Here is a 23,642-nt window from a genome sequence, read left to right on the forward strand (position 1 = left end):
TAGCAAGAACGACGCGGCTTTATTTTTCAAGACGCGCGATTGCAAGTATTTCCCGATCTATGACGAACGCTGCTCGAGATGCGACCGCAGCTCGTCGATGGAGGCGAAGCGCATCATGCCTTCCGGCATCTGCGCCTCGATCGAACCGTCGGAATAGAGCGAATAGGCCATGCCGTCGACGACGCCCGATTTCAGCACCGTCACCGGCGGCTGCTCCTGCGGCTGCGGCGGACGACGGTCGGCCAACGGCGCGCTGGAGCTCTCGCCTGGGGTCGAGGGCATGCGGGGCGCGCGGCGCGGCGGAAGGTCGGACGGTCGTTGCCGCTCCGGTCTCGGCCAGTTGTCATCGAAGTTCACCTGCTGCGACTCGCCCGATTCGGCGGCCGACGCCAGTGGATTCGAACGCGGCTCCGGCGAGAGCATGTCGGGCGTCAAAGGCTCGCCTGTGCGTGACTGGGCCCGTTCACGCTCCTTGCGCGTGGAGGAGAACATCAGGTTGCGCCGCTTGGGACCTGCCGGGCCAACCTCCGACGGTTCCGCACCTGGCGGAGCGACGGGCGGCAACTCGTTGCGGGCACGATCGCGCGCGGCAGCCTCGTGATACCAGGGCGGCGGGGTCGCACCGGCCGCCGCGGGTCCCTCCGGCTCACCGTCCCCAGAACCGTCTGCCGCTGGTTGACCGCGCCTGAACGGGAAGCCCCCCTCGGGCGCAGCCGCAGCACGCGGCGCAACGGGTGGCAGCGGGAATTCGTGGTGCGGCTCTTCGCCGAACGCCTCTTCAGGCACCCCCGTGCCCAGGCGCCGGGCGAGATTCCGCAGCTCCCGGACATTGAGCCAGAGGCCGAACATGATCAGGCCGGTGCAGAACCCGAACACACCGGAGAGAATCAGCGTGCTGCCGACGCTGAATTCCTTGTATTGAATGCCATAGCCGATCGCCAGCAGGCCCGCCAAAAGCAGGCCAAAACCCGCGACCAACATCCCGACCATCATCAAACTCACCCCCGAAAACCGCGCTAAATCTACGCGCCGGCCCCCTATTCCACGATACCGTCATATTATGTGCATCGCCAACCAACAATTCCGGAGACGGTTCCTATCCGGATCTTGAACAGGATTACCGCTCTGTTCGCCTCTCAGGACAGTCGGCCGGCAACGCGCCCCCCGTAGATTTACCGGCTACGAATTGATGCCAAATTGCTGCGACGCATCAGTAAATTACGCCACAATTCCCAATTACTCGTTAGTGGAACTGCGCTATATGGATGCCGGGGAATGAGGCCCTAAAGCGCCACCAGGGCCGAGGGACGCCGGGTCACCAATAGCCATGTCATCCATTACGACTTCTGCCATCGAAACGCCCACGCGGCGCTCGGTGGAAAAGACTTGCGATGATCTTGCGATCATCGTGCTGAGCGCGGTCGCGCTGATCGCGGGCCTCACGTTCCGTGATTACGGGCTGGGTTGGGACGATTACACCCACGCCGAATACGCCGACCTCCTGCTGCGCATGTATGGTTCCGGCTTCAAGGACACCGGCGCGCTGTCATTCGCCAATCTGTACATGTATGGCGGCGGTTTCGACATGGCGGCGGCGCTGCTCCACAAGGTCATCCCGCTCGAACTGTTCGAAACCCGCCGGCTGCTCGGCGCCGTCGTCGGCGTGATCGGGCTCGCGGTCACCTGGCGGCTCGGCCGCCGCGTGGGCGGTCCCCTGGCCGGCCTTGCCGCGCTCCTGTTGCTCGCGCTGTGCCCGACCTTCTACGGCCACATGTTCATGAACCCGAAGGATGCGCCATTCGCGGTGGCGATGATGATCCTGCTGATGGGCCTTGTGCGTCTTGCCGAGGAGTATCCGGCGCCCTCGCCGCGCACCATCCTGATCGTCGGGTTTGGCGCCGGGCTTTCGCTCGGCTGCCGGGTTCTCGGCGGTCTGGCATTGATCTACGCCGCGGTGGGTTTCGTGCCGCTGTTGCTTGAAGAAGTTCGCAAGCAAGGCCCGCGCGAGGCGGCGCATCGCTTCGGCCATGTGGTCTACGTGCTGCTGCCCGGGTTGATCTTCGGCTATCTGGTGATGGGCCTGATCTGGCCGTGGTCGATCATGGAACCGGGCCACCCGCTCGAGGCCGTGACCTATTTCTCGCACTTCTTCGAGAAACCCTGGAAGGAGATGTTCGACGGCGCGCTGGTCTCGGTGCCGGATATGCCATGGTCCTATCTGCCGACGCTGTTCGCGCTGCAGCTTCCCGAGGTGCTGCTGGGCCTCCTGGTCGCAGCTGTTGTCATGAGCCTGATGTCGCTGTCGCGCGCCGACGTTACCGCGCGGCGCAAGACCATCCTCTTGATGCTGACGCTGGCGGCAACGCTGCCACTGGTCATCGCAATGGTGAAGCGGCCGGCGCTCTATAACGGCATCCGCCATTTCATCTTCGTGATCCCGCCGATGGCGGTGCTGGCGGGCTTTGCCTTCGCCCGCACCATGGACTGGCTCGGCGAAAAGCGTCGGAGCTGGCAGCCGGTGGCGCTCGCCGTCTTCACCTTCGGCCTGCTGCTGCCGCTCAGCGAGATGATCCGGCTCCATCCTTACCAATATACCCACTTCAACCATATCGCCGGCACGGTCCGCGGTGCCGACGACCTGTTCATGCTGGACTACTGGGGTCTAGCCCTGAAGCAGGCCTCCGATGGCCTGCGCGAGCAGTTGATCGAGCGACAGGAAATTCCGCCGCTTAACGGCAAATGGAAGGTCGCCGTCTGCGGCCCGCAACGCCCGGCGCAGGTTGCGCTCGGCCCGGACTTCACCATCGGCTGGGACAGCCAATCCGCCGATTTCGCCATGACCCTCGGCGAGTTCTACTGCAAGGGCCTGACCGCGCCCGTGCTGGTCGAGATCAAGCGCGATGATGTCGTATTCGCCCGCGTCTACGATATCCGCGGCCGAAGCATTTCGAGCCTGCTCGCGATTCCTGCGCCGTAGGGCCCGCGCACAAGGGCATATCAGTCACGCCGAACCTGCCTTGCTGCCGGCCGGCGGCAAGGCTACGCTTCCCATTGACAAATCAACACATGGGAGAAGCCGGTCATGTCGCCAGCGGAAGCTCGCCTGAAGGAAGTGTCCTCGGATATGACGGATGCCGAGTGGCAACAGCGCGTCAACCTCGCCGCCTGCTACCGCCTCGTGGCGCTGTATGGCTGGGACGATCTGGTCGACACCCACATCTCCGCGCGCGTGCCGGGGCCGGAGCATCATTTCCTGATCAATCCGTATGGCCTGATGTTCGAGGAGATCACGGCCTCCAGCCTGGTCAAGGTCGATCTGGGCGGCAATCTGCTGTCGAAGACCGACTACAACATCAACCCCGCCGGCTTCACCATCCATTCCGCCATCCACGAGGTGCGCGAGGACGCCGGCTGCGTGCTTCATCTGCACACGCCTGACGGCACCGCCGTCTCGAGCGATCCGGAAGGGCTGCTGCCGCTGAACCAGACCGCCCAGCTCGTCACCCACGATCTCGCCTATCACGACTATGAGGGCATCGCGCTCGATCATGACGAGCGCCCGCGGCTGCAGCGCGATCTCGGCAGCAAGAACCATATGCTGTTGCGCAATCACGGCACGCTGACGGTCGGCCGCTCCGTCGCCTCCGCCTTCGAGCGCATGTACCATCTGGAGCGGGCCTGCACTATGCAGGTGCGCACCCGCATGCTGGGCCCGACCGTCTACCCGGTCGAGCAGTCCGTGATCGACAAGAACACCGCGCTGCTCTCCAATCCCGTCCGCGCCGAACTGCGCTCGACAACGCTGGTCTGGCCGCCGCTCTTGCGCAAGCTCGACCGCATCGACCCGAGCTACAGGAATTGAATTTTCGGGATTTTGGTGTAAGGTTGAGTTCAACAACCTCTGCACGACCGAATAAAAACGCCGCCCAATTCCGGGCGGCGTTTTCGCTTTGTGGACGCTGTCATTGCCGGGCTTGCCCCGGCAATCCATCAACCTCGCGAAGACTCTGTTTCGATGGATGCGCGGGCCAAGCCCGCGCGTGACGACAACGCCGCTATCTCGGCGCCTCCGCGAGCGCGGCCAAAATCCGGGCCCAGGAGCGGATGCCCTTGTGGAAGCTCTTGAGGTCGTACTTCTCGTTCGGCGAATGGATGTTGTCGTCGTCGAGCCCGAAGCCGACCAGAAGCGAATCGAGGCCGAGCGTGCGCTTGAAATCGGCGACGATCGGGATCGATGCGCCGGAACCCATGAGAACCGCTTCCTTGCCCCATTCTTCCGTCAATGCGCGCTTGGCGGCGGCGAGCGGCTTCATGTTCCAGTCGAGCGCAATAGCGGGCGCGCTGGAATGGTCGCCGAACTCAACCGAACAATCGTCCGGGATCCGCGCCGTCACGTAATCGCGGAACGCCTTTCGGATCTTGGCAGGATCCTGCCCTTCGACCAGGCGGAACGAAACCTTGGCCGAGGCGAGCGACGGGATCACCGTCTTCGAGCCTTCGCCGATATAGCCGCCCACGATGCCATTGATGTCGCAGGTCGGGCGCGAGGAAATCTGCTCAATCAGAAGACGATCCTTCTCGCCGGCCGGCACGGAGAGCCCAATCGGCTTCAGGAAAGTCTCGGGCGTCAGGTTGAGCTTCTTCCACTGCTCCAGTACATCCGCCGGCAGGTCCTTCACCCCGTCGTAAAAGCCGGGAATGGTGATGCGACCATTGTCGTCGAACAAGCCGCCGAGAATGCGGGTCAGCACGCGGATCGGATTCTGCGCCCCGCCGCCGAACACGCCGGAATGCAAGTCGCGGTTGGCGGCCTTGATCTTGACCTCGTCATAGACGAGGCCGCGCAACGACGTGGTGATCGCCGGCGTGTTCGGATCCCACATGCCGGTATCGCAGACCAGCGCGAAATCGGCCTTGAACTCCGACTTGTTGGCTTCCAGGAACGGCACGAAGTTCTTCGAGCCAACCTCCTCCTCGCCCTCGATCAGGATGGTGATGTCGACCGGCAGCGAACCCGCGACCTGCTTCCAGGCGCGGCAGGCTTCGATGAAGGTCATCAACTGCCCCTTGTCGTCCTCCGCGCCGCGCGCAACGATGATCTTGCGGCCATCGGCATGATCGGTGACCACGGGCTCGAACGGCGGACGGTGCCACAGATCAAGTGGATCGACCGGCTGCACGTCGTAATGGCCGTAGAACAGAACGTGCGGCCGGCCATCCGTGCCGCCATTGGCCTTGGCGACGATGGCGGGATGGCCCGCGGTCGGCCTGACCTCAGCCGCAAAGCCGAGCGTGGCGATGTCCTTGGCGAGGTGCTCTGCCGCCGCCTTGCAGTCAGCCGCGAAGGCCGGATCGGCCGAGATCGATTTGATCCGCAGCAGCGAGAACAGCCGCTCCAGGCTGTTGTCGAAATCGGCGTCGATGCGGTCGAGGACCGCCTGAAGCTTTGGATTGGACATCGCTGAATTTCCTAGCTGTGGGCGCTGTTGTCACCGAGTTTTAGCGCGCCTGCCGCCGCAGGCAAAGCGTCGGCGGCATCGGCCGCAGGCGAATGCCGCATATGCCAGACCAATCCCCCCGCGAGCACGATGGTCGCCACGAGATTGTTACCATAGGCCTGCACATCGATCGGAAACAGCGGCAGCGACAACAAAAGCAGGCAGCCTGCAACGCCGAGCAGGATCCATGTCCCGGTCCTGACCGCCGGCCGCGGATCATAGGCGGCGCGATGCATCAGGACCGTCATCGGGAAGAACAGCCACAGGAAATAGTATTGCCGCGCCAGCGGCGAGGCCACCGTCATCAGGCAGAACAGGATGCCGATCTCCTCCGCATCGGATTTCTCGGTCCGGCGCGATGCGGGCGGCATTACCGCGATATAGCCAAGACCAAGCGCGAGCGAGATCGCAAGCACGATCAGGTTCGCGGTCTTGAAGTCGAGATCGACGATGTTCATGTACCGCGCTGGCTTCGCCTTGAATGGATCGTCCTGGTTGTAGTTCACCGGACGCGTCAGCCGATGCGTCATCGCGATGATCGACTGGTTGACCCAGGACCAGTTCTGCTCGTCGCGCTGACCAAAGCCTTTTTCCGAGCTCGAGCCGACCATGCCCTGATACCAGGTCTTCAATTCCGTGACGTTGTGCTGGAAGCCGCGGAACGGCGCCGGCAGCAGGAACAGGAACACGATAAGAAACACCAGCGTACTCGCAACCGCCGTCCAATGCCTGCGCCAGATCAGATAGGGCAATACCGCTACCGGAAACACCTTGATGGCGGTCGCCAGCGCAAACATGCTTCCCGCGAACCACGGCCGCTTCTGCCGCAACAGCCAGAATCCATACAGCATCATCGCCAGCAGGATCAGGTTCGGCTGGCCGAGATCGAACATATCGAAGACAAATGTGAGCGTAACGAGGCCGGGCAACGCCTCCAACAGCCAGCCCGGCTTGCGGCCCGAGCCCGCCATCGCATGCGACAACTGCGCCGTCATCCACCAGGCGACGATGTTGAGCAGGGAGAGCGCGAGATAGAGCGCAACCTTGCCGAAATAGCTGGGCGCTGCGAGCAGCACCGCCGGCAGCGGCGGGTAGATGAAATCAAAATAGGTATGGGGATCGGCGGGATAGAGATCCTTTCCCTGCAGCACCTGCTGCCCGGCCCAGTACCACAACGGATAATCCTTGGTCTTGCCGTGTCCGAAAATCTCGGGAACGAGCACATCGGCGGTCAGCGCGATGCAGCCGAGGAAGAACAGGATGTCGAGCGGTGCCCGAAGTGACGGATATCTCAGCACAAGCTCGTTCCAGACATCAGCAAGCCGTTGATCCTTTTCATTTCGTGATAACGCAGGGATTGCTTCGCTTCGATTGCAATCACGGTGGTTGGAGCGGAGAGCAGTCCCCGTTCGTCATTGCGAGGAGCGGAGCGACAAAGCAATCCGTCCCTCGTCACAATCTGGTGTCGCAGCCAGACCCTACCGCCGCAACAGCCCGCCGAGTGCGCCGCGCACCAGTGCACGTCCGATCGAGCCGCCGACCTGACCGCCGACCGATTTGCCGACGTCGGCCACGATGCCGCCGATCACCTTGTTGGTGACCGAACGGGTGACGTTGCGCGCGATGACCTGGCCGGTCGACAGCCTGCCGCGCCTGACATTGGTGCCAAAGATCGTGGCGGCAATATCGCCGATCTGCCCGAGAATGCCACCGCCTCCACCGGCTTCCGAACCGTCCGCCGGCGCCGCCGTGCCCTCGATCCGCTTCTGGAGTATCTCGTAAGCGGATTCGGAATCGATCGCGGTATCGTATTTGCCCTTGAATGGGCTTGCGTCGATGATCTTCTTGCGCTCTTCCGGCGTAACCGGCCCGATCCGCGCTGACGGCGGCCGGATCATCACGCGCTCGACCATCGACGGCGTACCGCTTCCTTCGAGGAAGGACACCAGCGCCTCGCCCTTGCCGAGTTCCATGATCACGCGGGCGGTATCGAGCTTCGGATTGGGCCGGAACGTCTGCGCGGCGGCGGCGACCGCCTTCTGGTCGCGCGGCGTGAAGGCGCGCAAGGCGTGCTGCACGCGGTTGCCCAATTGCGCGAGCACCTTGTCCGGCACATCGATCGGATTCTGGGTGACGAAGTAGACGCCGACGCCTTTCGAGCGGATCAGCCGCACCACCTGCTCGATCTTGTCCAGCAGCGCTTTCGGCGCATCGTTGAACAAGAGATGCGCCTCGTCGAAGAAGAACACCAGCTTCGGCTTCGGCAGGTCGCCGGCCTCCGGCAGTTCTTCGAACAATTCTGAAAGCATCCACAACAGGAAGGTTGCATAGAGCCGCGGGCTCTGCATCAACTTGTCGGCAGCGAGGATATTGACGATGCCGCGGCCATCGCTGTCGGTCTTCATGAAATCCTTCAGCGTCAACGCCGGCTCGCCGAAGAATTTCGCGCCGCCCTGATTTTCCAGCACCAGGAGCTGGCGCTGGATGGTCCCGACGGTCGCCTTGCTGACATTGCCGAAGCTCTGCGCCGCTTTGCGGAGCGGCTCCAGCGGATCGTCCTCATCATCGGCGGATTTCTTGCCGCCAGACGGCACAATCGCATCCAGAAGCGCGCGCAGATCCTTCATGTCGATCAGTGCAAGCCCGTTCTCGTCGGCGACGCGGAACGCGACGTTGAGAACACCTTCCTGGACGTCGTTCAGATCGAGCATTCGTGACAGCAACAGTGGTCCCATCTCGGTGACGGTCGCTCGCACCGGATGCCCCTGCTCGCCGAACACATCCCAGAACACCGTCGAGAACTGGTCCGGCTGGAATTTCAGCCCCATCTCGCTGGCGCGTTTGACAACGAAGTCCTTGGCCTCGCCGACTTCAGCGATCCCGGACAGATCTCCCTTGATATCGGCGGCAAAGACCGGAACGCCGGCGCGCGCAAATCCTTCCGCCATCACCTGCAGTGTGACGGTCTTGCCAGTTCCCGTTGCACCGGTAACAAGTCCGTGGCGATTGGCGAGCGCTAGCGTCAACCACGCCGCTTGTTCGCCCTTACCGATAAAAATCTTCTCGTCCGTATCGGCAATCTTGTTGTCGGAAATCGCCATCGCATCGCCTCTTCGCGCGTATCGGGAAGGTATCTTCCCCGAACGCAACCATCATATTGCATCTTGCCCGTCGATTAAAACTGTCAAGCGCCGCCAGCGCTTTTTTTGCCACCCGGACGCGACATTCTCATCTTCTCTTTCGCTTGCGAGCCGTAAAAAACCGATGACGCAACGCGATAGAACAGCGCGATTAGCATACGTACTCTTGCATTACTGCAACACTTCGCCTGTGATGAGGACGAAAAGTGGGATCATCTGCGCTCGTCGCTTGTAATTCATGGCACAGGCGCTCAAGATCAATTCCCAAGCAAGGTCCGGCGGCAAGCCGGCTGAGGGCGGGGCAAGATGGACGAACTGGTTGGACGGCTGGCCGCCGAGGCCGGCATCGATAGCGCTGTCGCCGAAAAGACTGTCGGCATCGTTCTGGGTTTCCTCCGTCGGGAGGGGCCATCCAGCCAGGTTGAAGCGCTGATCGGCCAGATTCCGGGCGCGGAAGCGGCGATCGCGGCCGCGGACAGCAGTGCAGGTCTCGTGCGATTGATGGGCGGCGGATTGATGGCTGTCGGCACCAGGCTGATGGCGCTCGGCCTCAGCATGAATGAGGTTCAGCAGATTGCGCGTGAACTTTTCCGGTTCGGGCGCGACAAACTCGGAGCGGATCAGATGGGCGAGATCATCGCGGGGACACCAGGACTCAGCCAATTTGCTTGAACGCACCCTCAGGTTGAGTCATTCAATACCAGACATCATGACATACCCACTTTCCGAGATCGACGGTCTGAGCGCCTATTGCGCCTCGAAATTGAAGGCTCAGGGCATTCGCACCACGGACGCGCTGCTTGAGGCCGCCCGCACCGTCAAGGGACGCAAGACGCTCGCGGCCAAGACCGGCATCAGCGAACAACAATTGCTCGAATGGGCCAACGTTTCCGACTACATGCGCATTCCCGGGATGGGCAAGGCAAAGGTCGGGTTGGTCCGCGCCGCCGGCGTCACCACTGTTCGCGAACTCGCGCTGCGCAATCCGGCGCGCCTTGCGCAGAACATGAAGGACGTGAACACCAAGCGTAAGCTCGTCCGCGTGCTGCCCTCGGAGAAATCCGTCGAGCTCTTGATCGAGCGCGCACGCAAATTGCCGCCCAAGATCACTTACTAAACCTGTTCGCTATTCCCGGCTTGACTCGCCGGTGCGGGACGCGCAAATCGACCGGCATGATTGCTGCGATGCAAAGGGACGCCCATTCCGGCGGGACTGCGGTGCTGCCGGCGCTGCTATCCCGGCCCTACCCGGCCGTGATGGGCGTGCTCAACATCACTCCGGATTCCTTTTCCGACGGCGGCCGGTTTGCCGCGCCCGAACAGGCGCTGGCGCAGGCGCGCAAGATGGTCGCCGATGGCGCTGATATCATCGACATCGGCGCCGAATCCACCCGCCCCTATGGTTCCCAGCCGGTCTCGGCCGAAGACGAGTTGCGGCGGCTTAAACCCGTGCTGGCGGATGTCGTCGCGCTCGGCGTGCCCGTATCGATCGACAGCATGAAATCGGACGTCGTGGCCTGGGCGCTCGATCACGGCGCGCTCATCGCCAACGATGTCTGGGGCCTGCAGCGCGATGCCGGCATGGCGCCCCTGGTCGCGGCGCGGCATGTGCCCGTCATCATCATGCATAACCGCGACAACGCCGATCCCTCGATCGACATCATGAAGGATGTTTCGGCCTTCTTCGCCCGTTCGCTCGACATCGCCGCCAAGACTGGCATTTCGACGGACCAGATCGTGCTCGATCCCGGCATCGGCTTCGGCAAGACGCCGCAGCAGAGCATGATGGTGCTGGCGCGGCTTGCAGAGCTTTCCGCGTTCGGCCTGCCGCTTCTCGTCGGCGCCTCGCGCAAGCGCTTCATCAGCACCGTGACGCCGTCGGAGCCCGACCGGCGCATCGGCGGCTCGATCGCGGCGCATCTCATCGCCGCGCAAGGCGGCGCGCAGATCATCCGCGCCCACGACGTTGCGGAAACGGTGCAGGCATTACGGGTGGCGGCAGCGATCAGGGGGCAGCAATGACCGATACGATCTTCATCACCGGCATCTTCATCCATGCCCGTCACGGCGTGATGGAACACGAGAGCGAAGTCGGGCAGCGCTTCGTCATCGATCTCGAACTCTCCGTGGACCTCTCCGAATCCTCGCGCACCGACAAGCTTGCCGACACCGTGTCCTATTCAAACGTGGTGGCGACCGCAACCGAGGCATTCAAGGATACCAATTACAAGCTCCTGGAGCGGGCCGCGGGCGCGGTGGCGGAGGCGGTGCTGTCGACCTTCCCTCGCATCAGCGCAGTCAAGGTCACCGTGCACAAGCCGCACGCGCCGATCGCCGCGATCTTCGAGGATGTCGGCGTGGTGCTGACGCGCACGCGGCAATCAGCCGCGCATGGCTAGCGCGCTGATCGCATTGGGCGGCAATCTCGGCGACGTCCGCACGACGTTCAACAAGGCTATTCCCCAAATCTGCGGCATGACGCAGGCCGCGCTGGTGGCCCGCTCGGCGGATTATGCCACGCGCCCCTGGGGCGACGAGCAACAGCCAGACTTCGTCAATGCCTGCATCGAGATTGAAACCAGCCTCGATCCCCACGCGCTATTATTCTGTCTGCAGAAGGTCGAGACCAAGTTCGGCCGCGACCGCTCTCCCGAACGCCGCTTCGGCCCGCGCACGCTCGATCTCGACCTGATCGCCTATGACGATGTCAGGATCGACCGGCCGGAGTTGACGCTGCCGCACCCTCGTCTGTTCGAGCGCGCCTTCGTGCTGGTGCCGCTGGCGGAGATCGCGCCCGACCGTGTCATTGCGGGACGGACGATCAAAGATGCGCTGGCGGCGGTTTCGACCGACGGTATTGTACGGCTCCCGGAGCCGTAGTCCCGGTAGGGTGGAACACGCAACCCGGGTGGGCGTCTGCGCTTCACCCGGGCTACGGGATTGCGGTACTGAAAACAGCGTTTGGCTTGGCGGCTTCGGCGTGGCAATTTCCGGCCAAACGGCGAGGACGACTTGAGGAACGATAGGGCGGATGACGACCACGACTGACGATCTGCGATTGGCGGCCGATTTCGCGCCGGCGACTTACGAGGACTGGCGCAAGCTGGTGGACGGCGTCCTGAAGGGCGCGCCGTTCGAGAAGCTGGTCGGCAAGACCTATGACGGGATCAAAATCGAGCCGATCTATCGCCGCGCCACCAATGCCAGCCCGATCGCCGGCCGCGGCCAGGCTGCGCCCTGGCAGATCATGCAGCGGATCGATGATCCCGACCCGCGCCGCGCCAATGCGCAGGCGCTGCATGATCTCGAGAATGGCGCCACCGGCCTCGCGCTGGTCTTCGCCGGCGGCAGCGGCGCCCATGGCTTCGGACTCGAGCCGACGGCGGAAGCCGTCGACAAGGTGCTTGACGGCATCTATCTCGACGCCGGCATCGCCCTTGATCTTCAGATCGGCCCGCAATCGCGGATGGCCGCAATCTATGTCGCGGAATATGTGAAGCGCAGGGGATTTGATCCCGCGAACTGCGACATCCGTTTCGGGCTCGATCCGCTGGCGGCCTGCGCGGTCTGGGGCTTTAGCCCCTATGAGTGGGGCGAGATCGTGCCGGCGGTGACCGGTGCCGTCAAAGGCCTGGTGGCGCTCGGCTTCAAGGGGCCTTTCGCCGCCGCCGACGGGCGCGTGATCCATAATGCCGGCGGATCGGAGGTGCAGGAACTCGCCTTCGTGCTGGCAAGCGGGGTCGCCTATCTGCGCGCCCTCGAACAAGCCGGTGTCGCGCTCGAGGATGCCCAAGGCATGGTCTATGCGCGGCTCAGCGCCGATGCCGACCAGTTCCTGACGCTGGCGAAATTCCGCGCGCTGCGGCTCCTGTGGGCGCGGATCGAGCAAGCCTGCGGACTGACGCCACGGCCATTGTTCATCGCCGCCGACAGCGCCTGGCGGATGCTCACGAAGCGCGATGCCTATGTGAACATGCTGCGCGCCACCATGGCCACGTTCGCCGCGGGGCTTGGCGGTGCCAACGCCGTCACCGTGCTGCCGCACACGCTGGCGCTCGGCCTGCCCGACGACTTTGCCCGGCGCGTTGCGCGCAACACCCAGCTCATTCTCCTGGAAGAGTCGAATCTTTCGAAAGTATCCGATCCGGCGGCGGGCTCCGGCGGCATCGAGGCGCTGACGAAGGAGCTTTGCGAAGCGGCCTGGTTGTTCTTCCAAGAAATCGAAAGAGCCGGCGGCATCTTTGCCGCGCTTCAGCAGAACCTGATCCAGCGCAAGGTCGCCTCGACGCGCGCGGCGCGCGAGGCCAACATCGCCAAGCGTCGCGACGTGCTGACCGGCGCCAGCGAGTTTCCGAACCTGCACGAGGCCGATGCAACGGTGCTGGAAGCAAAACCGGTTGTGCTACCAGCTTATGGTGAGGCCAAGTTCAAGTTCGACGCGCTGTCACCGATGCGGCTCGCTGACCCCTTCGAGGCACTGCGCGACAAATCCGACGCAAAGTTGAAGTCGAGCGGGGCCCGTCCAAAAATCTTCCTCGCCAATCTCGGCACGCCCGCCGACTTCACCGCGCGCGCTACCTTTGCGAAGAGCTTTTTCGAGACGGGCGGCATCGAGGCGCTCGCCAGCGAGGGATTTTCCGATCCCGCGGCGCTCGCGGCCACCTTCAAGACGTCGGGGACCGCGATCGCCTGTCTGTGTTCCTCGGATAAGGTCTACGCGGAACAGGCCGCTGCGGCTGCCAAGGCCCTTCAAGCCGCCGGCGCAAGGCATATCTATCTGGCTGGACGGCCGGGGGAGCTGGAAGCCGCGCTGCGCGCGACCGGCGTGACCGATTTTGTCTTCGCCGGCTGCGACGCGCCGGCGACGCTGCAGGAAGCCTATCGGCGGATGGAGTGAGCATGACGTCGAGCCAAAAACCCGTTCTGACCGGCGGCTGCCAATGCGGCGCCATCCGTTTTGCGGTGACGGCGGCACCTACGCGGATCAGCATCTGCCATTGCCGGATGTGCCAGAAGGCCTCCGGCGCGCCGTTTGCCTCCTTCGCCGATATCGAGCGGACCGATTTCACCTGGACCCGTGGTAAGCCGGCGTCGTTCCGTTCCTCTTCAATTGCCGAGCGCGACTTCTGCCCCGCCTGCGGCACCCCCTTGAGCTTCCACCTCATCGACGGTCCCCGGATCGAGATCATGACCGGCGCCTTCGACCGGCCCGACATGGTGGTGCCGACCCGGCAATACGGCACCGAATCCCGCCTCGGCTGGGTGGTCGGCATCGCGAACCTGCCGAGCCAGACCACGCAACAGAATTACGGGCCGGAGAAGATGGCGACGATCGTCAGCCACCAGCATCCGGACCATGATTGAGGGCGGCCTGTTGCTGAGCGAGATGCCGCGATGAAGCGAATTCTAGAATGGGCAGATTGGCTATTAAATCCCTTCGCATGGATCGCTTCCCTGGTAGGAAAGGGAGTGGACGGTCTCGCGAAAGATTATCGGGATGATCCCGTCTACAAAGAGAATGTACAGCGATTGATCGAACGGAATCGCAGGTTTGAGGGAACAAAGGAATGACGCGCATTCCCAATTTCGCTGATATCGCTTTCAAGCCAACCGCCAGCGCGCCTCCCACCGACGCGATCGAGGCCTGGCTGACGCCCGAAGGCATCCCGGTCAAGGCGAGCTATGGCGAAGCCGATCTCGCCGGCATCGACTTCCTCGAGACCTGGCCGGGCGTCGCACCGTATCTGCGCGGCCCCTACCCGACCATGTATGTCAACCAGCCCTGGACCATCAGGCAATATGCCGGCTTCTCCACGGCCGAGGACTCCAACGCGTTCTATCGCCGCAACCTCGCCGCCGGACAAAAGGGCCTTTCGGTCGCGTTCGATCTCGCCACCCACCGCGGCTACGACTCCGATCATCCGCGCGTCTCCGGCGACGTCGGCATGGCCGGCGTTGCGATCGACTCGATCTACGACATGCGCACGCTGTTCGCAGGCATTCCGCTCGACCAGATGAGCGTGTCGATGACCATGAACGGCGCGGTGCTGCCGATCCTCGCGCTGTTCGTGGTGGCCGCCGAGGAACAGGGCGTGCCGCCGGAGAAACTGTCGGGCACCATTCAGAACGACATTCTGAAAGAGTTCATGGTGCGCAACACCTACATCTACCCGCCGTCGCCCTCGATGCGGATCATCTCCGACATCTTCGCTTTCACCTCGCAGCGGATGCCGAAGTTCAACTCGATCTCGATCTCCGGCTATCACATGCAGGAGGCCGGCGCTACGCAGGACCTCGAACTCGCCTATACGCTCGCCGACGGTGTCGAATATCTGCGCGCCGGACTTGCCGCCGGCCTCGATGTCGACCGGTTCGCGCCGCGGCTGTCTTTCTTCTGGGCGATCGGCATGAACTTCTTCATGGAAGTCGCCAAGATGCGCGCCGCGCGCCTGCTGTGGGCCAAGCTGCTCAAGCCGTTCAACCCGAAGGACCCGCGCTCGCTCTCGCTGCGTACGCACTGCCAGACCTCGGGCTGGTCGCTGACCGCGCAGGATGTCTTCAACAACGTGATGCGCACGACCATCGAGGCGATGGCGGCGACGCAGGGACACACCCAGTCGCTGCACACCAATGCGCTCGATGAAGCGCTGGCGCTGCCGACCGACTTCTCCGCCCGCATTGCGCGCAACACCCAGCTCTTCCTGCAGCAGGAAAGCGGCACCAACCGGATCATCGATCCCTGGGGCGGCTCCTACTATGTCGAGCGGCTGACCCGCGATCTCGCCGCCAAGGCCTGGGGCCATATCCAGGAAGTCGAAGAGCTCGGCGGCATGGCCAAGGCGATCGAAGCCGGCGTGCCGAAGCTGCGGATCGAGGAGGCTTCGGCCAAGACGCAGGCGCGGATCGACGCTGGTAAGCAGGCAGTGATCGGCGTCAACAAGTACAAGCCGGAGAACGAGGCGCCGATCGACGTCTTGAAGGTCGACAACACCAACGTGCGGCGGCTGCAGATCGACAAGCTGAAGCGGCTGCGGCAGGAGCGCAATCAGCAGGACGTCGAGCAGGCACTGGCGGCGCTGAGCCGTTCGGCCTCCGAAGGCAACGGCAATCTGCTGGCGCTCGCCATCGACGCGGCGCGCGCCAAGGCGACCGTCGGCGAGATTTCGGACGCCATGGAAAAAGTGTTCGGCCGCCACCGCGCCGAGATCAAGTCCATCACCGGCGTCTACAAGCGGGAGGCAGCCGCCATGTCCAACCGGGTCGAGAAGGTGCAGGCGCTGATCGATGCCTTCGAGGAGGCCGAAGGCCGCCGGCCCCGCATCCTGGTGGCGAAGATCGGCCAGGACGGCCACGATCGCGGCCAGAAGGTGATCGCATCGGCCTTTGCCGATATCGGCTTCGACGTCGATATCGGGCCGCTGTTTGCCACCGCTGACGAAGCGGCCCGGCAGGCGGTGGAAAACGACGTCCACATCCTCGGCGTCTCCTCGCTCGCCGCCGCGCATCTGACGGCGGTGCCGGAACTGAAGGCGGCGCTGAAGAAATACGGCCGCGAGGACATCATGATCATCATCGGCGGCGTGGTGCCACCACAAGATTACGAGGCGCTGTACCAGGCGGGCGCGGAAGCGATCTTCCCGCCCGGCACTGTGATCTCCGACGCCGCCGAAGAGCTGATCCACAAGCTCAACGCCCGGCTCGGCCATAGCGAGGCGGCGGAGTAGCTGATAGACTGGCTGAACTGCGCAACAGGTTGTGCCATGACGCGTGACGAGGTTATTGCTGCGATACGAAAGAACGCCGATGCCATCAAGGCAACGGGCGTGTCGAAGCTCGCCATTTTTGGCTCGCGCGTACGCGGCGACAATCGTCCTGACAGCGACATCGACGTGCTTGTCGAGATCGAGCCGGACGCTTCGTTTTCACTTCTCAATTTGATTGGTGTCGAGCACATCATTGAGGATGCGACCGGGCTGCAGGCGCAGGCTACCACGCGGCGGTCGCTCGACCCCCGCTTCGCGCAGCACATTGCAGACGACATCGTCGAAGTGTTTTGACGTGCGGCCGACGTCAGCCGACCGAATCGATCATATCCTCATAGTGATCGATGACATTCGACGTATCGTCGCTGGGCATACACGCGAAAGCTTTGCCAACGATCTGGTGATACGGCTGGCTGTGGAACGATTGCTCATCAGCGAGGCGTCCCGGTTCATTCGAATAGATCTGAAGGCGCAAGAGCCTCGCATCAATTGGAGGGCTTTAGCCGATCTTGGAAACTGGTTACGGCATGCCTATCACCGAACCGACGCGGACTTGCTTTGGAGCATGGTCGAGGACGATCTCGAACCTCTCAAGAACTTTGCAGAACAAATTGCCAAGGAAGCGAAGCCTTGAACTTGCTGAACAAATTGAGCATTGCGCTGGCATTGAGCGTTATATGCATCCAGCCGGCTCTCGCCGCAGATCCCAAACCCGACGCTTTGGTCAAGAACAGGAGCATCGAAGCCACCGTCTATCTCGACGACAAGATCAAGGCCGATCCCGCGCTGGCGGCGGACTGCCTTGCCGAAGGCAGGAAGTGGGTCGACAAGAGCGCTGCGGAGGCGGCATCCACGCGGAAGCAGGATCCGCAACTGTTCGACCGTGGCGGCTGGACCTTCGAGCGCAAGTACAACATCCGCTCGGTTGTCGGTGGCCGTTACGTGAGCATTGTCCGCAACGACTACATCAATACTCGCGGCGCGCATCCGAATTCAGACGTCAACACGATCCTGTGGGATTCCACCGACAAGAAGCGCATCAGCATCCGCCCGTTCTTCACGGAGACCGCCGACGACGGACCGACCATGAAGGCGATGCTGGAGGCAGTCATCGCCTCGTTGAACGCCGAGAAGAAGAAGCGCGGCGCCGATGAGACCGCGACCGCCGAGTGGTACAAAGAACTGAAGCCGACGCTGCTCAAGATCGGCGCGGTGACGCTGGCGCCTTCGACCGAGACGGGCAAGAGCTCCGGCCTGACCTTCCACTATCCGCCCTATGCCGTCGGCCCCTACGCCGAGGGCCAATACGTCGCGTTCGTGCCGTGGGAGACGCTGAAGCCATATCTGTCGCCGGACGGTGCAAAGGTTTTTAGCGGATCGCGGCCCAAAGCGGATGAAGACGATCAGCAATGAGCGGCACCAAAGCGCTCGACATCAACGCCCTCGCTCATGAACTGCGCGCCGGCAACCGCGCGGCGCTGGCGCGTGCGATCACGCTGATCGAAAGCCGTCGCGCCGACCACCAGGCGGCGGCGCGCGATCTGGTGCAGGCGCTGCTCGCGGACACCGGCAAGGCTTTCCGTGTCGGCATCACCGGCTCGCCCGGGGTCGGCAAGTCGACCACGATCGATGCGCTCGGCATGTACCTGATCGAGCACGGGCACAAGGTCGCGGTGCTGGCGGTTGATCCGTCCTCAGCGCGCAGCGGCGGTTCGATCCTTGGCGACAAGACGCGGATGGCGCGGCTCTCGGCGTCCGAGCAGGCCTATATCCGCCCCTCGCCTTCCTCCGGCACGCTCGGCGGCGTCGCGGCGAAAACGCGCGAGGCGATGTTGCTCTGCGAGGCGGCCGGCTTTGACGTGGTGCTGGTAGAAACCGTCGGCATTGGCCAGTCCGAGACGGCGGTCTCCGACATGACCGATTTCTTCCTCGCGCTGATGCTGCCCGGCGCCGGCGACGAATTGCAGGGCATCAAGAAGGGCCTGGTCGAGCTCGCCGACATGATCGCGATCAACAAGGCCGACGGCGACAATCTCAAGCGCGCCAATGTCGCGGCAGCCGACTATCGCAGCGCGCTGCATATCTTGGCACCGCGTTCGCAACACTGGCACCCGCCGGTCGAAACCTATTCGGCCTTGACCGGCGCGGGCATCGACAAGCTCTGGCAGAAGATCGTCGAGCATCGCACCGCGATGAACGCCTCCAGCGAGTTCGCGGCGCGACGGCGCGAGCAGCAGGTGAAATGGATGTGGTCAATGCTGGAGCAGCGGATCATGGCGCGCCTGCGCTCCGACCCCGCGATCCGCGCCAAGGTGAAGAAGACGGAGGCCGAGGTTGCTGACGGCCGCATCTCGCCGGCCGTGGCGGCCGAGCAGATCGCGGAACTGTTGCGATGAGCGAAAAGCTCTCCGTACTTATCACCGGCTTCGGTCCGTTTCCCGGGGCGCCGTTCAATCCGACCATGCCGCTGGTGAAGCGGCTGACGCAGCTTCGCCGTCCCGCCTTCGATGATGTCAGGCTGACGAGCCACATCTTCCACGTCGCCTACGACACCGTCGATCGCGAATTGCCCGAACTGATCGCGCGCGTCCGTCCGCGGGCGCTTCTGATGTTCGGGCTTGCCAGCCGCACCGCGCACTTACGGATCGAGACCCGCGTCCGCAATGCCGTCACCACGCTGGTCGCCGATGCCGGCCGCCGCCGTGCGCGCAAGAGCTCGATCGTTGGCGGCGCCGACGCGACAATGTTCGGACCGCATACCGCAAGACTGCTGCGCGCCGCGCTCGCGACCGGCATCGACGCGCGCGCCTCTCGCGACGCCGGCAGCTATCTCTGCAACTACCTAAGCTGGCGTGCGATCGAAGCCGTGGAGAAGACCGACCGCCTGCGGCTCGCCGCATTCGTGCATGTGCCGCTGATCCCGCGCCACGGCACATCGCTGCGCAAGGGAACCGAGCGCATCACGCTGGAAGATCTCGTCGATGCCGGCGAGGCGCTGCTGACGGAAATGGTGAAGCTGGCGCGGCGCCCAGCGCATATCTCCACCCGCGATTAACCCTACCCCCAACAATCACCCGCGCGCGCCCTCGCGTCCGCCACGCGCGACTGCCGATCTGCGCTACGATTTGCGGCGTCGCGGGGCCACGCATCATGAACGTCAATCGCCGCCATCTCATCGGAGCTTCCGCAGCGGGCGCCGCCGGCGCGCTGGCGCTGTCGGCGGACGCTGCGCGCGCGGCGCCGCTCACCTCCGCGCTCGGCCGCGACGCCACCCAGTATGGCGTCCGCCCCGGCAGTCCCGACGACCAGACCAAAGTCCTGCAGCGCGCGATCGATGAGGCCGCACGCGCGCAAGCACCGCTGGCGCTGCCGCCGGGCGTCTATCGCACCGGCCTGCTCCGCCTGCAGCGCGGTTCGCAGCTCATTGGCGTGCGCGGTGCGACCAAACTCGTCTTCAACGGCGGGCTGTCGATGTTTCTTGGTGAGGGCGCCGACGGCATCGGCCTCTCCGGCCTCACGCTGGACGGCGGCAGTGTGCCGCTGCCGACGCGGCGCGGCCTCGTGCATTGCCTCACGGCGCGCGATGTCCGCATCACCGGATGCGAGATCAAAGGCAGCGGCGGCAACGGCATCTGGTTCGAGCAGGTGTCGGGCGACGTCAGCGGCAACATCTTCACCGACATTGCGACCACCGCCATCGTCTCGTTCGACGCGCTGGGCCTGATGGTCTCGCGTAACACGATCTCAGGCACCAACGACAACGGCATCGAGATCCTGCGTACCGCCATCGGCGACGATGGCACCATCGTTGCAGACAACCGCATCGAGGACATCAAGGCTGGCCCCGGCGGCTCCGGCCAGTACGGCAACGCCATCAACGCCTTCCGGGCCGGCAATGTGATTGTGCGTGGCAACCGCATCAAGAACTGCGACTATTCCGCCGTGCGCGGCAATTCGGCGTCGAACATCCATATATCAGACAACAGCGTCAGCGATGTCCGCGAGGTCGCGCTCTACTCGGAGTTCTCCTTCGAGGGTGCCGTCATCGCCAACAACACGGTCGACGGCACGGCCGTTGGCGTCTCCGTGTGCAATTTCAACGAGGGCGGCCGCATCGCGGCGGTCCAGGGCAACGTCATCCGCAACCTGATCCCGAAGCGGCCGATCGGGACCGCGCCGGACGATGATGCCGGCATCGGCATCTATGTCGAGGCGGATACCGCGGTCACCGGCAATGTGATCGAGAACGCGCCCTCCTTCGGCATCGTTGCCGGCTGGGGCAAATATCTGCGCGACGTCGCCATTACCGGCAACGTGATCCGCAAGGCGTTCGCCGGTATCGGCGTCTCGGTGGTACCGGGCGCCGGGATCGCGCTGGTCCACAACAACATGATCTCGGAAACGCCGCGCGGCGCCGTAGTCGGGCTCGACCATGCGCGGGTCATCACGACCGATCTATCGCTTGCCGGCGCGCAGCAATATGCGCAGCTCGTGCTGGGCGGCAACGCGGTGCGGAGATAATTTCTAGAGCGTGTTGCGCAGCAGCGGATAGCGCGCCTGAATGGCGGCGAGGTCGAGCAGCGGCAGCGGCGCCTCTTCCGGCGCCGGCGCTTCCTCTTCCACAGCCTGCATGAGCGCGACAATCTCGATCGGCGGCTCCGGCGGCGCCACTGGTGCCGGCCGTTCGACCGGTCGCTGCTGCAACCGCACCGGGGTCGGCAGCGGCGTCACGTGGCCACGGCCGAGCCAGGAGATGTCGATCGGCGAATTGTCCAGCGAGGCCTCGCGCCGCAACAGCTCGCGCCAGGTCTCGACCGCCTGCTTGGCTTCCTGGACGTTCTCGAGGAAGGACACCTCGCTGTGATAGCGGCGCCAGCGCCCGGATTCGAACAGTTCGGTGAGGTGTTCCAGCCGTGCTTCCGCCAGCGCGCACCAGCGCGCCACGATCTCGCGGCCTCTGGCCGCGTCAGTTCGATTTGTCATTAAGACAGCCCGTAAGGAGAGAAACGGACGCAAGACGCAACCGAACCGAATCAAAACATGATTGGGATATTCTGTGGAAAAGGTAAAGAAAGTCTAACACCTTTTCGTAAACGACTCGGGGCACGCAGAGAAGTCCGCAGGAATACCGGATTATTGGGTTTGCGGCTCTTAGACGGTCGACGCGACGCCAGCATGACTGACGGCGCAACCAGAAAGCGTTGTCCACGCTGTCCACAAAAATGAAGACCCGTCCGGGGGGACAACCGGACGGGTCAAGCCATATGGGCGCTTGGGGTGGATGGGCGCTCGCGCCTGATATAGCTAATGGGGAGGAATGGATCGCTCCCACACTTTATTGGTCGCGACACCCTGCCCGACGTTCAAAATCCCGGTTCGATTTTTTTAACCTTCCGCGGCGACGGCCTGCGGCCAGAAGGCGGGGAAAACTCACTGCGCGGCCGGGCTTTTCACGTCATTTTCGGCCGATTTGTCCGCTGCCATGGCCGGTGCCGACTGTTCCATCGCCCGGCTCACAGAAGTGTTATCCTGCGCGGGCGCAGCCGGTGCGTGCTTGCCAGAGGCGAGCGGAACTGGCGCGACGGCGGACACCGCCGCGAACGCATCGGCCTGCCCTGCCCCAAACAGATCGTCACGTCCGGGGGCGCCGAGATCGCGCGCCGTGGCGGTCAGGATCGAGCGCACCTCGTTCGGTTTCAGCGCAGGATTGCGCTCCAGCACCAGTGCCGCAATGCCGCTGACGAAGGCGGCGGAAAACGACGTGCCCGAAGTGATCTGGTATTTGCCGTCCGGCGCCGGCAGGAAGATATCGGCGCCGGGCGCAGCGAGTGCGATGTAGTTGCCCCGGTTCGAGGCGGAGAACAGTTTCTCCTGCGCATCGGTGCCGCTGACCGCGATCACGTTCGGGTTCGCGGCGGGATAGAGCGGCGCCGATTTCGCCCCGGCATTGCCGGCGGCGGCGACCGGCACGATGCCGCGCGCCGCACTCGCGGCGACCGCCCGCTCGATCAGTGGATCCTTGGGGCCGGCAAAGCTCATATTGATGATCTGCGCGCCGTGCAGCACCGCATAATCCAGTCCCTTCAGGATCACATAGGACGAGCTCTGCGCCCCGTTCGCGGTCGCGCCGAACGCGCGGATCGCGAGAATGCGCACCTCCGGCGCGCTCCCCATCAGCCTGGCATGGGCGGCGATCACCCCCGCGATGCCGGTACCGTGCGCATGCGGCCCTTCATTGCTGCCGATCGCATCGAACGTGTCGGCAATCGTATTCGCCAGTTCCGGATGGCCGGCATCGATGCCGGAATCGATCACGGCGATGGTCACGTTCATGCCGCGGACGAGTGTGTGCGCCTGCGGCAGGCGAAGCTGCGCCAGCGCGTATTGCGCCGGGTCGCCCTCGGTCGGTGCCGTCTTCTGGTCCTGCAACAGGTAGCGGAAGTTGAGCTGCACCGAGCGCACGCGGCCGTCGCCGGCCAGCGCCCGGCGCACCACGTCCACCGGGCGGCGATCGGTGATGCGGAACAGGCCGATGGTGGAGCCGAGCAGCGGGACGTTCCGTATCTCCGCCCGCGCCAGGCCATGACGCCGCGCCAGCTCCTCGATCTGCGCGTCGGTCAGCGCACCATCGATTTCGGCCACGAGTTCGTTGGGCACCGCGCGGAAATCAACCGCGGTTCGCGGCGCGTTGTTGCGCGATCCGCCCTTGGCCTTCCTGCCGGCCGCCTTGCCGCCACTGCCGCCATCCGCAGTGGAGACGACGGGACGGTCGAGGCACTCGCCGTCGCTACCGCGATAGGCAGCGTCGCAGGCGCGGTGGAGGTTGGGCGAATAGCGCGCGGAGGGCAGCGTCGACTGCACACCAATGCGGGGCATGGTGGTGACGCTGATCCGCGAGGGGGTCCGCGCAACCGCCGCCCCGCCGATATTGGTATTGACCCGCGGCCCGACATTCGTGCTGACGCTCGGCACCCGTGGGGCGACGCGGATTTCCGGCGTGCGCATGATGCTCTGCGCCGCGGCCGGACCTGTGGAACCGATGAACAGCGCCGAAATCAGCACCAACGCCATCTCGATCCGCCATTTCGAGCGTTCACGGGTCATGGCATCTCGCGCTAGGTCGCGTGGACAGTTATGTTAGCCAGAGCAGAGTTGCGGCGATAGCGACGACAGCGAAGTAATTTCGTGCGGTTTTTTCGTAGCGCGTAGCAACGCGCCTGAAACGCTTCAGTTTCGAGAAG

Annotated in this window: 22 protein-coding genes and 1 pseudogene; 16 read left to right on the plus strand and 7 right to left on the minus strand. The window is 63.9% G+C overall.

Translation table 11 applies throughout. The features are described from left to right. Positions 1 to 57 precede the first annotated feature (57 nt). Positions 58 to 993, minus strand: a complete 936-nt coding sequence (locus ACZIRK_RS36740) for a DUF308 domain-containing protein (RefSeq protein WP_474419174.1) — start codon at positions 991 to 993, stop codon at positions 58 to 60. 334 nt (positions 994 to 1,327) lie between these two features. Between ACZIRK_RS36740 and ACZIRK_RS36745 the strand changes: the two genes are divergently transcribed. Together ACZIRK_RS36745 and ACZIRK_RS36750 are read left to right on the plus strand one after the other, a co-directional pair. Continuing rightward, complete coding sequence (locus ACZIRK_RS36745; protein WP_130227228.1) at positions 1,328 to 2,977, plus strand: glycosyltransferase family 39 protein; 1,650 nt, start codon at positions 1,328 to 1,330, stop codon at positions 2,975 to 2,977. A 105-nt stretch (positions 2,978 to 3,082) separates the two neighbouring features. Beyond that, entirely contained in the window at positions 3,083 to 3,862 is a 780-nt protein-coding gene (locus ACZIRK_RS36750) for a class II aldolase/adducin family protein (protein ID WP_474419175.1), read from the plus strand. Between the two features lie 193 nt (positions 3,863 to 4,055). Here ACZIRK_RS36750 and ACZIRK_RS36755 read toward each other — a convergent pair whose 3' ends face one another. From ACZIRK_RS36755 to ACZIRK_RS36765, 3 genes are all read right to left on the minus strand, one after another. After that, positions 4,056 to 5,459, minus strand: a complete 1,404-nt coding sequence (locus ACZIRK_RS36755; protein WP_130227230.1) for a M20/M25/M40 family metallo-hydrolase — start codon at positions 5,457 to 5,459, stop codon at positions 4,056 to 4,058. 11 nt (positions 5,460 to 5,470) lie between these two features. Then, positions 5,471 to 6,796, minus strand: a complete 1,326-nt coding sequence (locus ACZIRK_RS36760) for a glycosyltransferase family 87 protein (protein ID WP_245474810.1) — start codon at positions 6,794 to 6,796, stop codon at positions 5,471 to 5,473. Positions 6,797 to 6,976: 180 nt separating this feature from the next. Beyond that, on the minus strand, positions 6,977 to 8,599 hold the full coding sequence (locus ACZIRK_RS36765) for a helicase HerA-like domain-containing protein (RefSeq protein ID WP_130227231.1): 1,623 nt from the start codon (positions 8,597 to 8,599) through the stop codon (positions 6,977 to 6,979). A gap of 345 nt (positions 8,600 to 8,944) precedes the next feature. Between ACZIRK_RS36765 and ACZIRK_RS36770 the strand changes: the two genes are divergently transcribed. From ACZIRK_RS36770 to ACZIRK_RS36835, 14 genes are all read left to right on the plus strand, one after another. Continuing rightward, positions 8,945 to 9,310, plus strand: a complete 366-nt coding sequence (locus ACZIRK_RS36770; RefSeq protein ID WP_130227232.1) for a DUF2267 domain-containing protein — start codon at positions 8,945 to 8,947, stop codon at positions 9,308 to 9,310. Positions 9,311 to 9,347: 37 nt separating this feature from the next. After that, positions 9,348 to 9,755, plus strand: coding sequence for a DUF4332 domain-containing protein (locus ACZIRK_RS36775; RefSeq protein WP_130227233.1), 408 nt, complete (start codon positions 9,348 to 9,350; stop codon positions 9,753 to 9,755). A gap of 68 nt (positions 9,756 to 9,823) precedes the next feature. Continuing rightward, positions 9,824 to 10,660 (plus strand): dihydropteroate synthase, encoded by an 837-nt coding sequence (folP, locus tag ACZIRK_RS36780; RefSeq protein WP_474419176.1) that lies wholly within the window; start codon positions 9,824 to 9,826, stop codon positions 10,658 to 10,660. After that, entirely contained in the window at positions 10,657 to 11,037 is a 381-nt protein-coding gene (gene folB / locus ACZIRK_RS36785; RefSeq protein WP_130227235.1) for a dihydroneopterin aldolase, read from the plus strand. The genes folP and folB overlap by 4 nt, the downstream gene beginning before the upstream one ends. Continuing rightward, a complete protein-coding gene (folK, locus tag ACZIRK_RS36790; protein WP_028166174.1) occupies positions 11,030 to 11,518 on the plus strand; it encodes a 2-amino-4-hydroxy-6-hydroxymethyldihydropteridine diphosphokinase in 489 nt (162 codons plus the stop codon). The genes folB and folK overlap by 8 nt, the downstream gene beginning before the upstream one ends. A 151-nt stretch (positions 11,519 to 11,669) precedes the next feature. Continuing rightward, the gene (locus ACZIRK_RS36795; protein WP_474419177.1) at positions 11,670 to 13,535 is read left to right on the plus strand and encodes a methylmalonyl-CoA mutase family protein; all 1,866 of its coding nucleotides are present in this window, start codon (positions 11,670 to 11,672) and stop codon (positions 13,533 to 13,535) included. Positions 13,536 to 13,537: 2 nt separating this feature from the next. After that, positions 13,538 to 14,002, plus strand: coding sequence for a GFA family protein (locus ACZIRK_RS36800; protein WP_456642982.1), 465 nt, complete (start codon positions 13,538 to 13,540; stop codon positions 14,000 to 14,002). Positions 14,003 to 14,205: 203 nt separating this feature from the next. Beyond that, a complete protein-coding gene (gene scpA / locus ACZIRK_RS36805; RefSeq protein WP_130227238.1) occupies positions 14,206 to 16,362 on the plus strand; it encodes a methylmalonyl-CoA mutase in 2,157 nt (718 codons plus the stop codon). A gap of 36 nt (positions 16,363 to 16,398) precedes the next feature. After that, positions 16,399 to 16,695: a nucleotidyltransferase family protein gene (locus ACZIRK_RS36810; protein WP_130227239.1), complete on the plus strand. Its 297-nt coding sequence runs from the start codon at positions 16,399 to 16,401 to the stop codon at positions 16,693 to 16,695. 43 nt (positions 16,696 to 16,738) lie between these two features. Continuing rightward, positions 16,739 to 17,035, plus strand: coding sequence for a HepT-like ribonuclease domain-containing protein (locus tag ACZIRK_RS36815; RefSeq protein WP_245474812.1), 297 nt, complete (start codon positions 16,739 to 16,741; stop codon positions 17,033 to 17,035). Beyond that, the gene (locus ACZIRK_RS36820; protein ID WP_474419178.1) at positions 17,032 to 17,814 is read left to right on the plus strand and encodes a DUF3298 and DUF4163 domain-containing protein; all 783 of its coding nucleotides are present in this window, start codon (positions 17,032 to 17,034) and stop codon (positions 17,812 to 17,814) included. Before ACZIRK_RS36815 ends, ACZIRK_RS36820 begins: the two co-directional genes overlap by 4 nt. Next, positions 17,811 to 18,797, plus strand: a complete 987-nt coding sequence (gene meaB / locus ACZIRK_RS36825) for a methylmalonyl Co-A mutase-associated GTPase MeaB (protein ID WP_130227240.1) — start codon at positions 17,811 to 17,813, stop codon at positions 18,795 to 18,797. Before ACZIRK_RS36820 ends, meaB begins: the two co-directional genes overlap by 4 nt. Beyond that, positions 18,794 to 19,456 (plus strand): pyroglutamyl-peptidase I, encoded by a 663-nt coding sequence (locus ACZIRK_RS36830; protein WP_130227241.1) that lies wholly within the window; start codon positions 18,794 to 18,796, stop codon positions 19,454 to 19,456. Before meaB ends, ACZIRK_RS36830 begins: the two co-directional genes overlap by 4 nt. A gap of 95 nt (positions 19,457 to 19,551) precedes the next feature. After that, a complete protein-coding gene (locus ACZIRK_RS36835; protein WP_474419179.1) occupies positions 19,552 to 20,922 on the plus strand; it encodes a TIGR03808 family TAT-translocated repetitive protein in 1,371 nt (456 codons plus the stop codon). A gap of 3 nt (positions 20,923 to 20,925) precedes the next feature. Here the strand turns inward: ACZIRK_RS36835 and ACZIRK_RS36840 are convergent, their stop codons facing one another. From ACZIRK_RS36840 to ACZIRK_RS36850, 3 genes and pseudogenes are all read right to left on the minus strand, one after another. Continuing rightward, positions 20,926 to 21,384: a TIGR03809 family protein gene (locus ACZIRK_RS36840; protein ID WP_130229375.1), complete on the minus strand. Its 459-nt coding sequence runs from the start codon at positions 21,382 to 21,384 to the stop codon at positions 20,926 to 20,928. Between the two features lie 447 nt (positions 21,385 to 21,831). After that, positions 21,832 to 23,505, minus strand: coding sequence for a S8 family serine peptidase (locus tag ACZIRK_RS36845; RefSeq protein WP_474419180.1), 1,674 nt, complete (start codon positions 23,503 to 23,505; stop codon positions 21,832 to 21,834). Positions 23,506 to 23,533: 28 nt separating this feature from the next. Continuing rightward, positions 23,534 to 23,642, minus strand: a pseudogene (locus ACZIRK_RS36850) (IS5/IS1182 family transposase); the annotation flags it as partial.

This window comes from Bradyrhizobium sp. Leo114 (assembly GCF_055229415.2).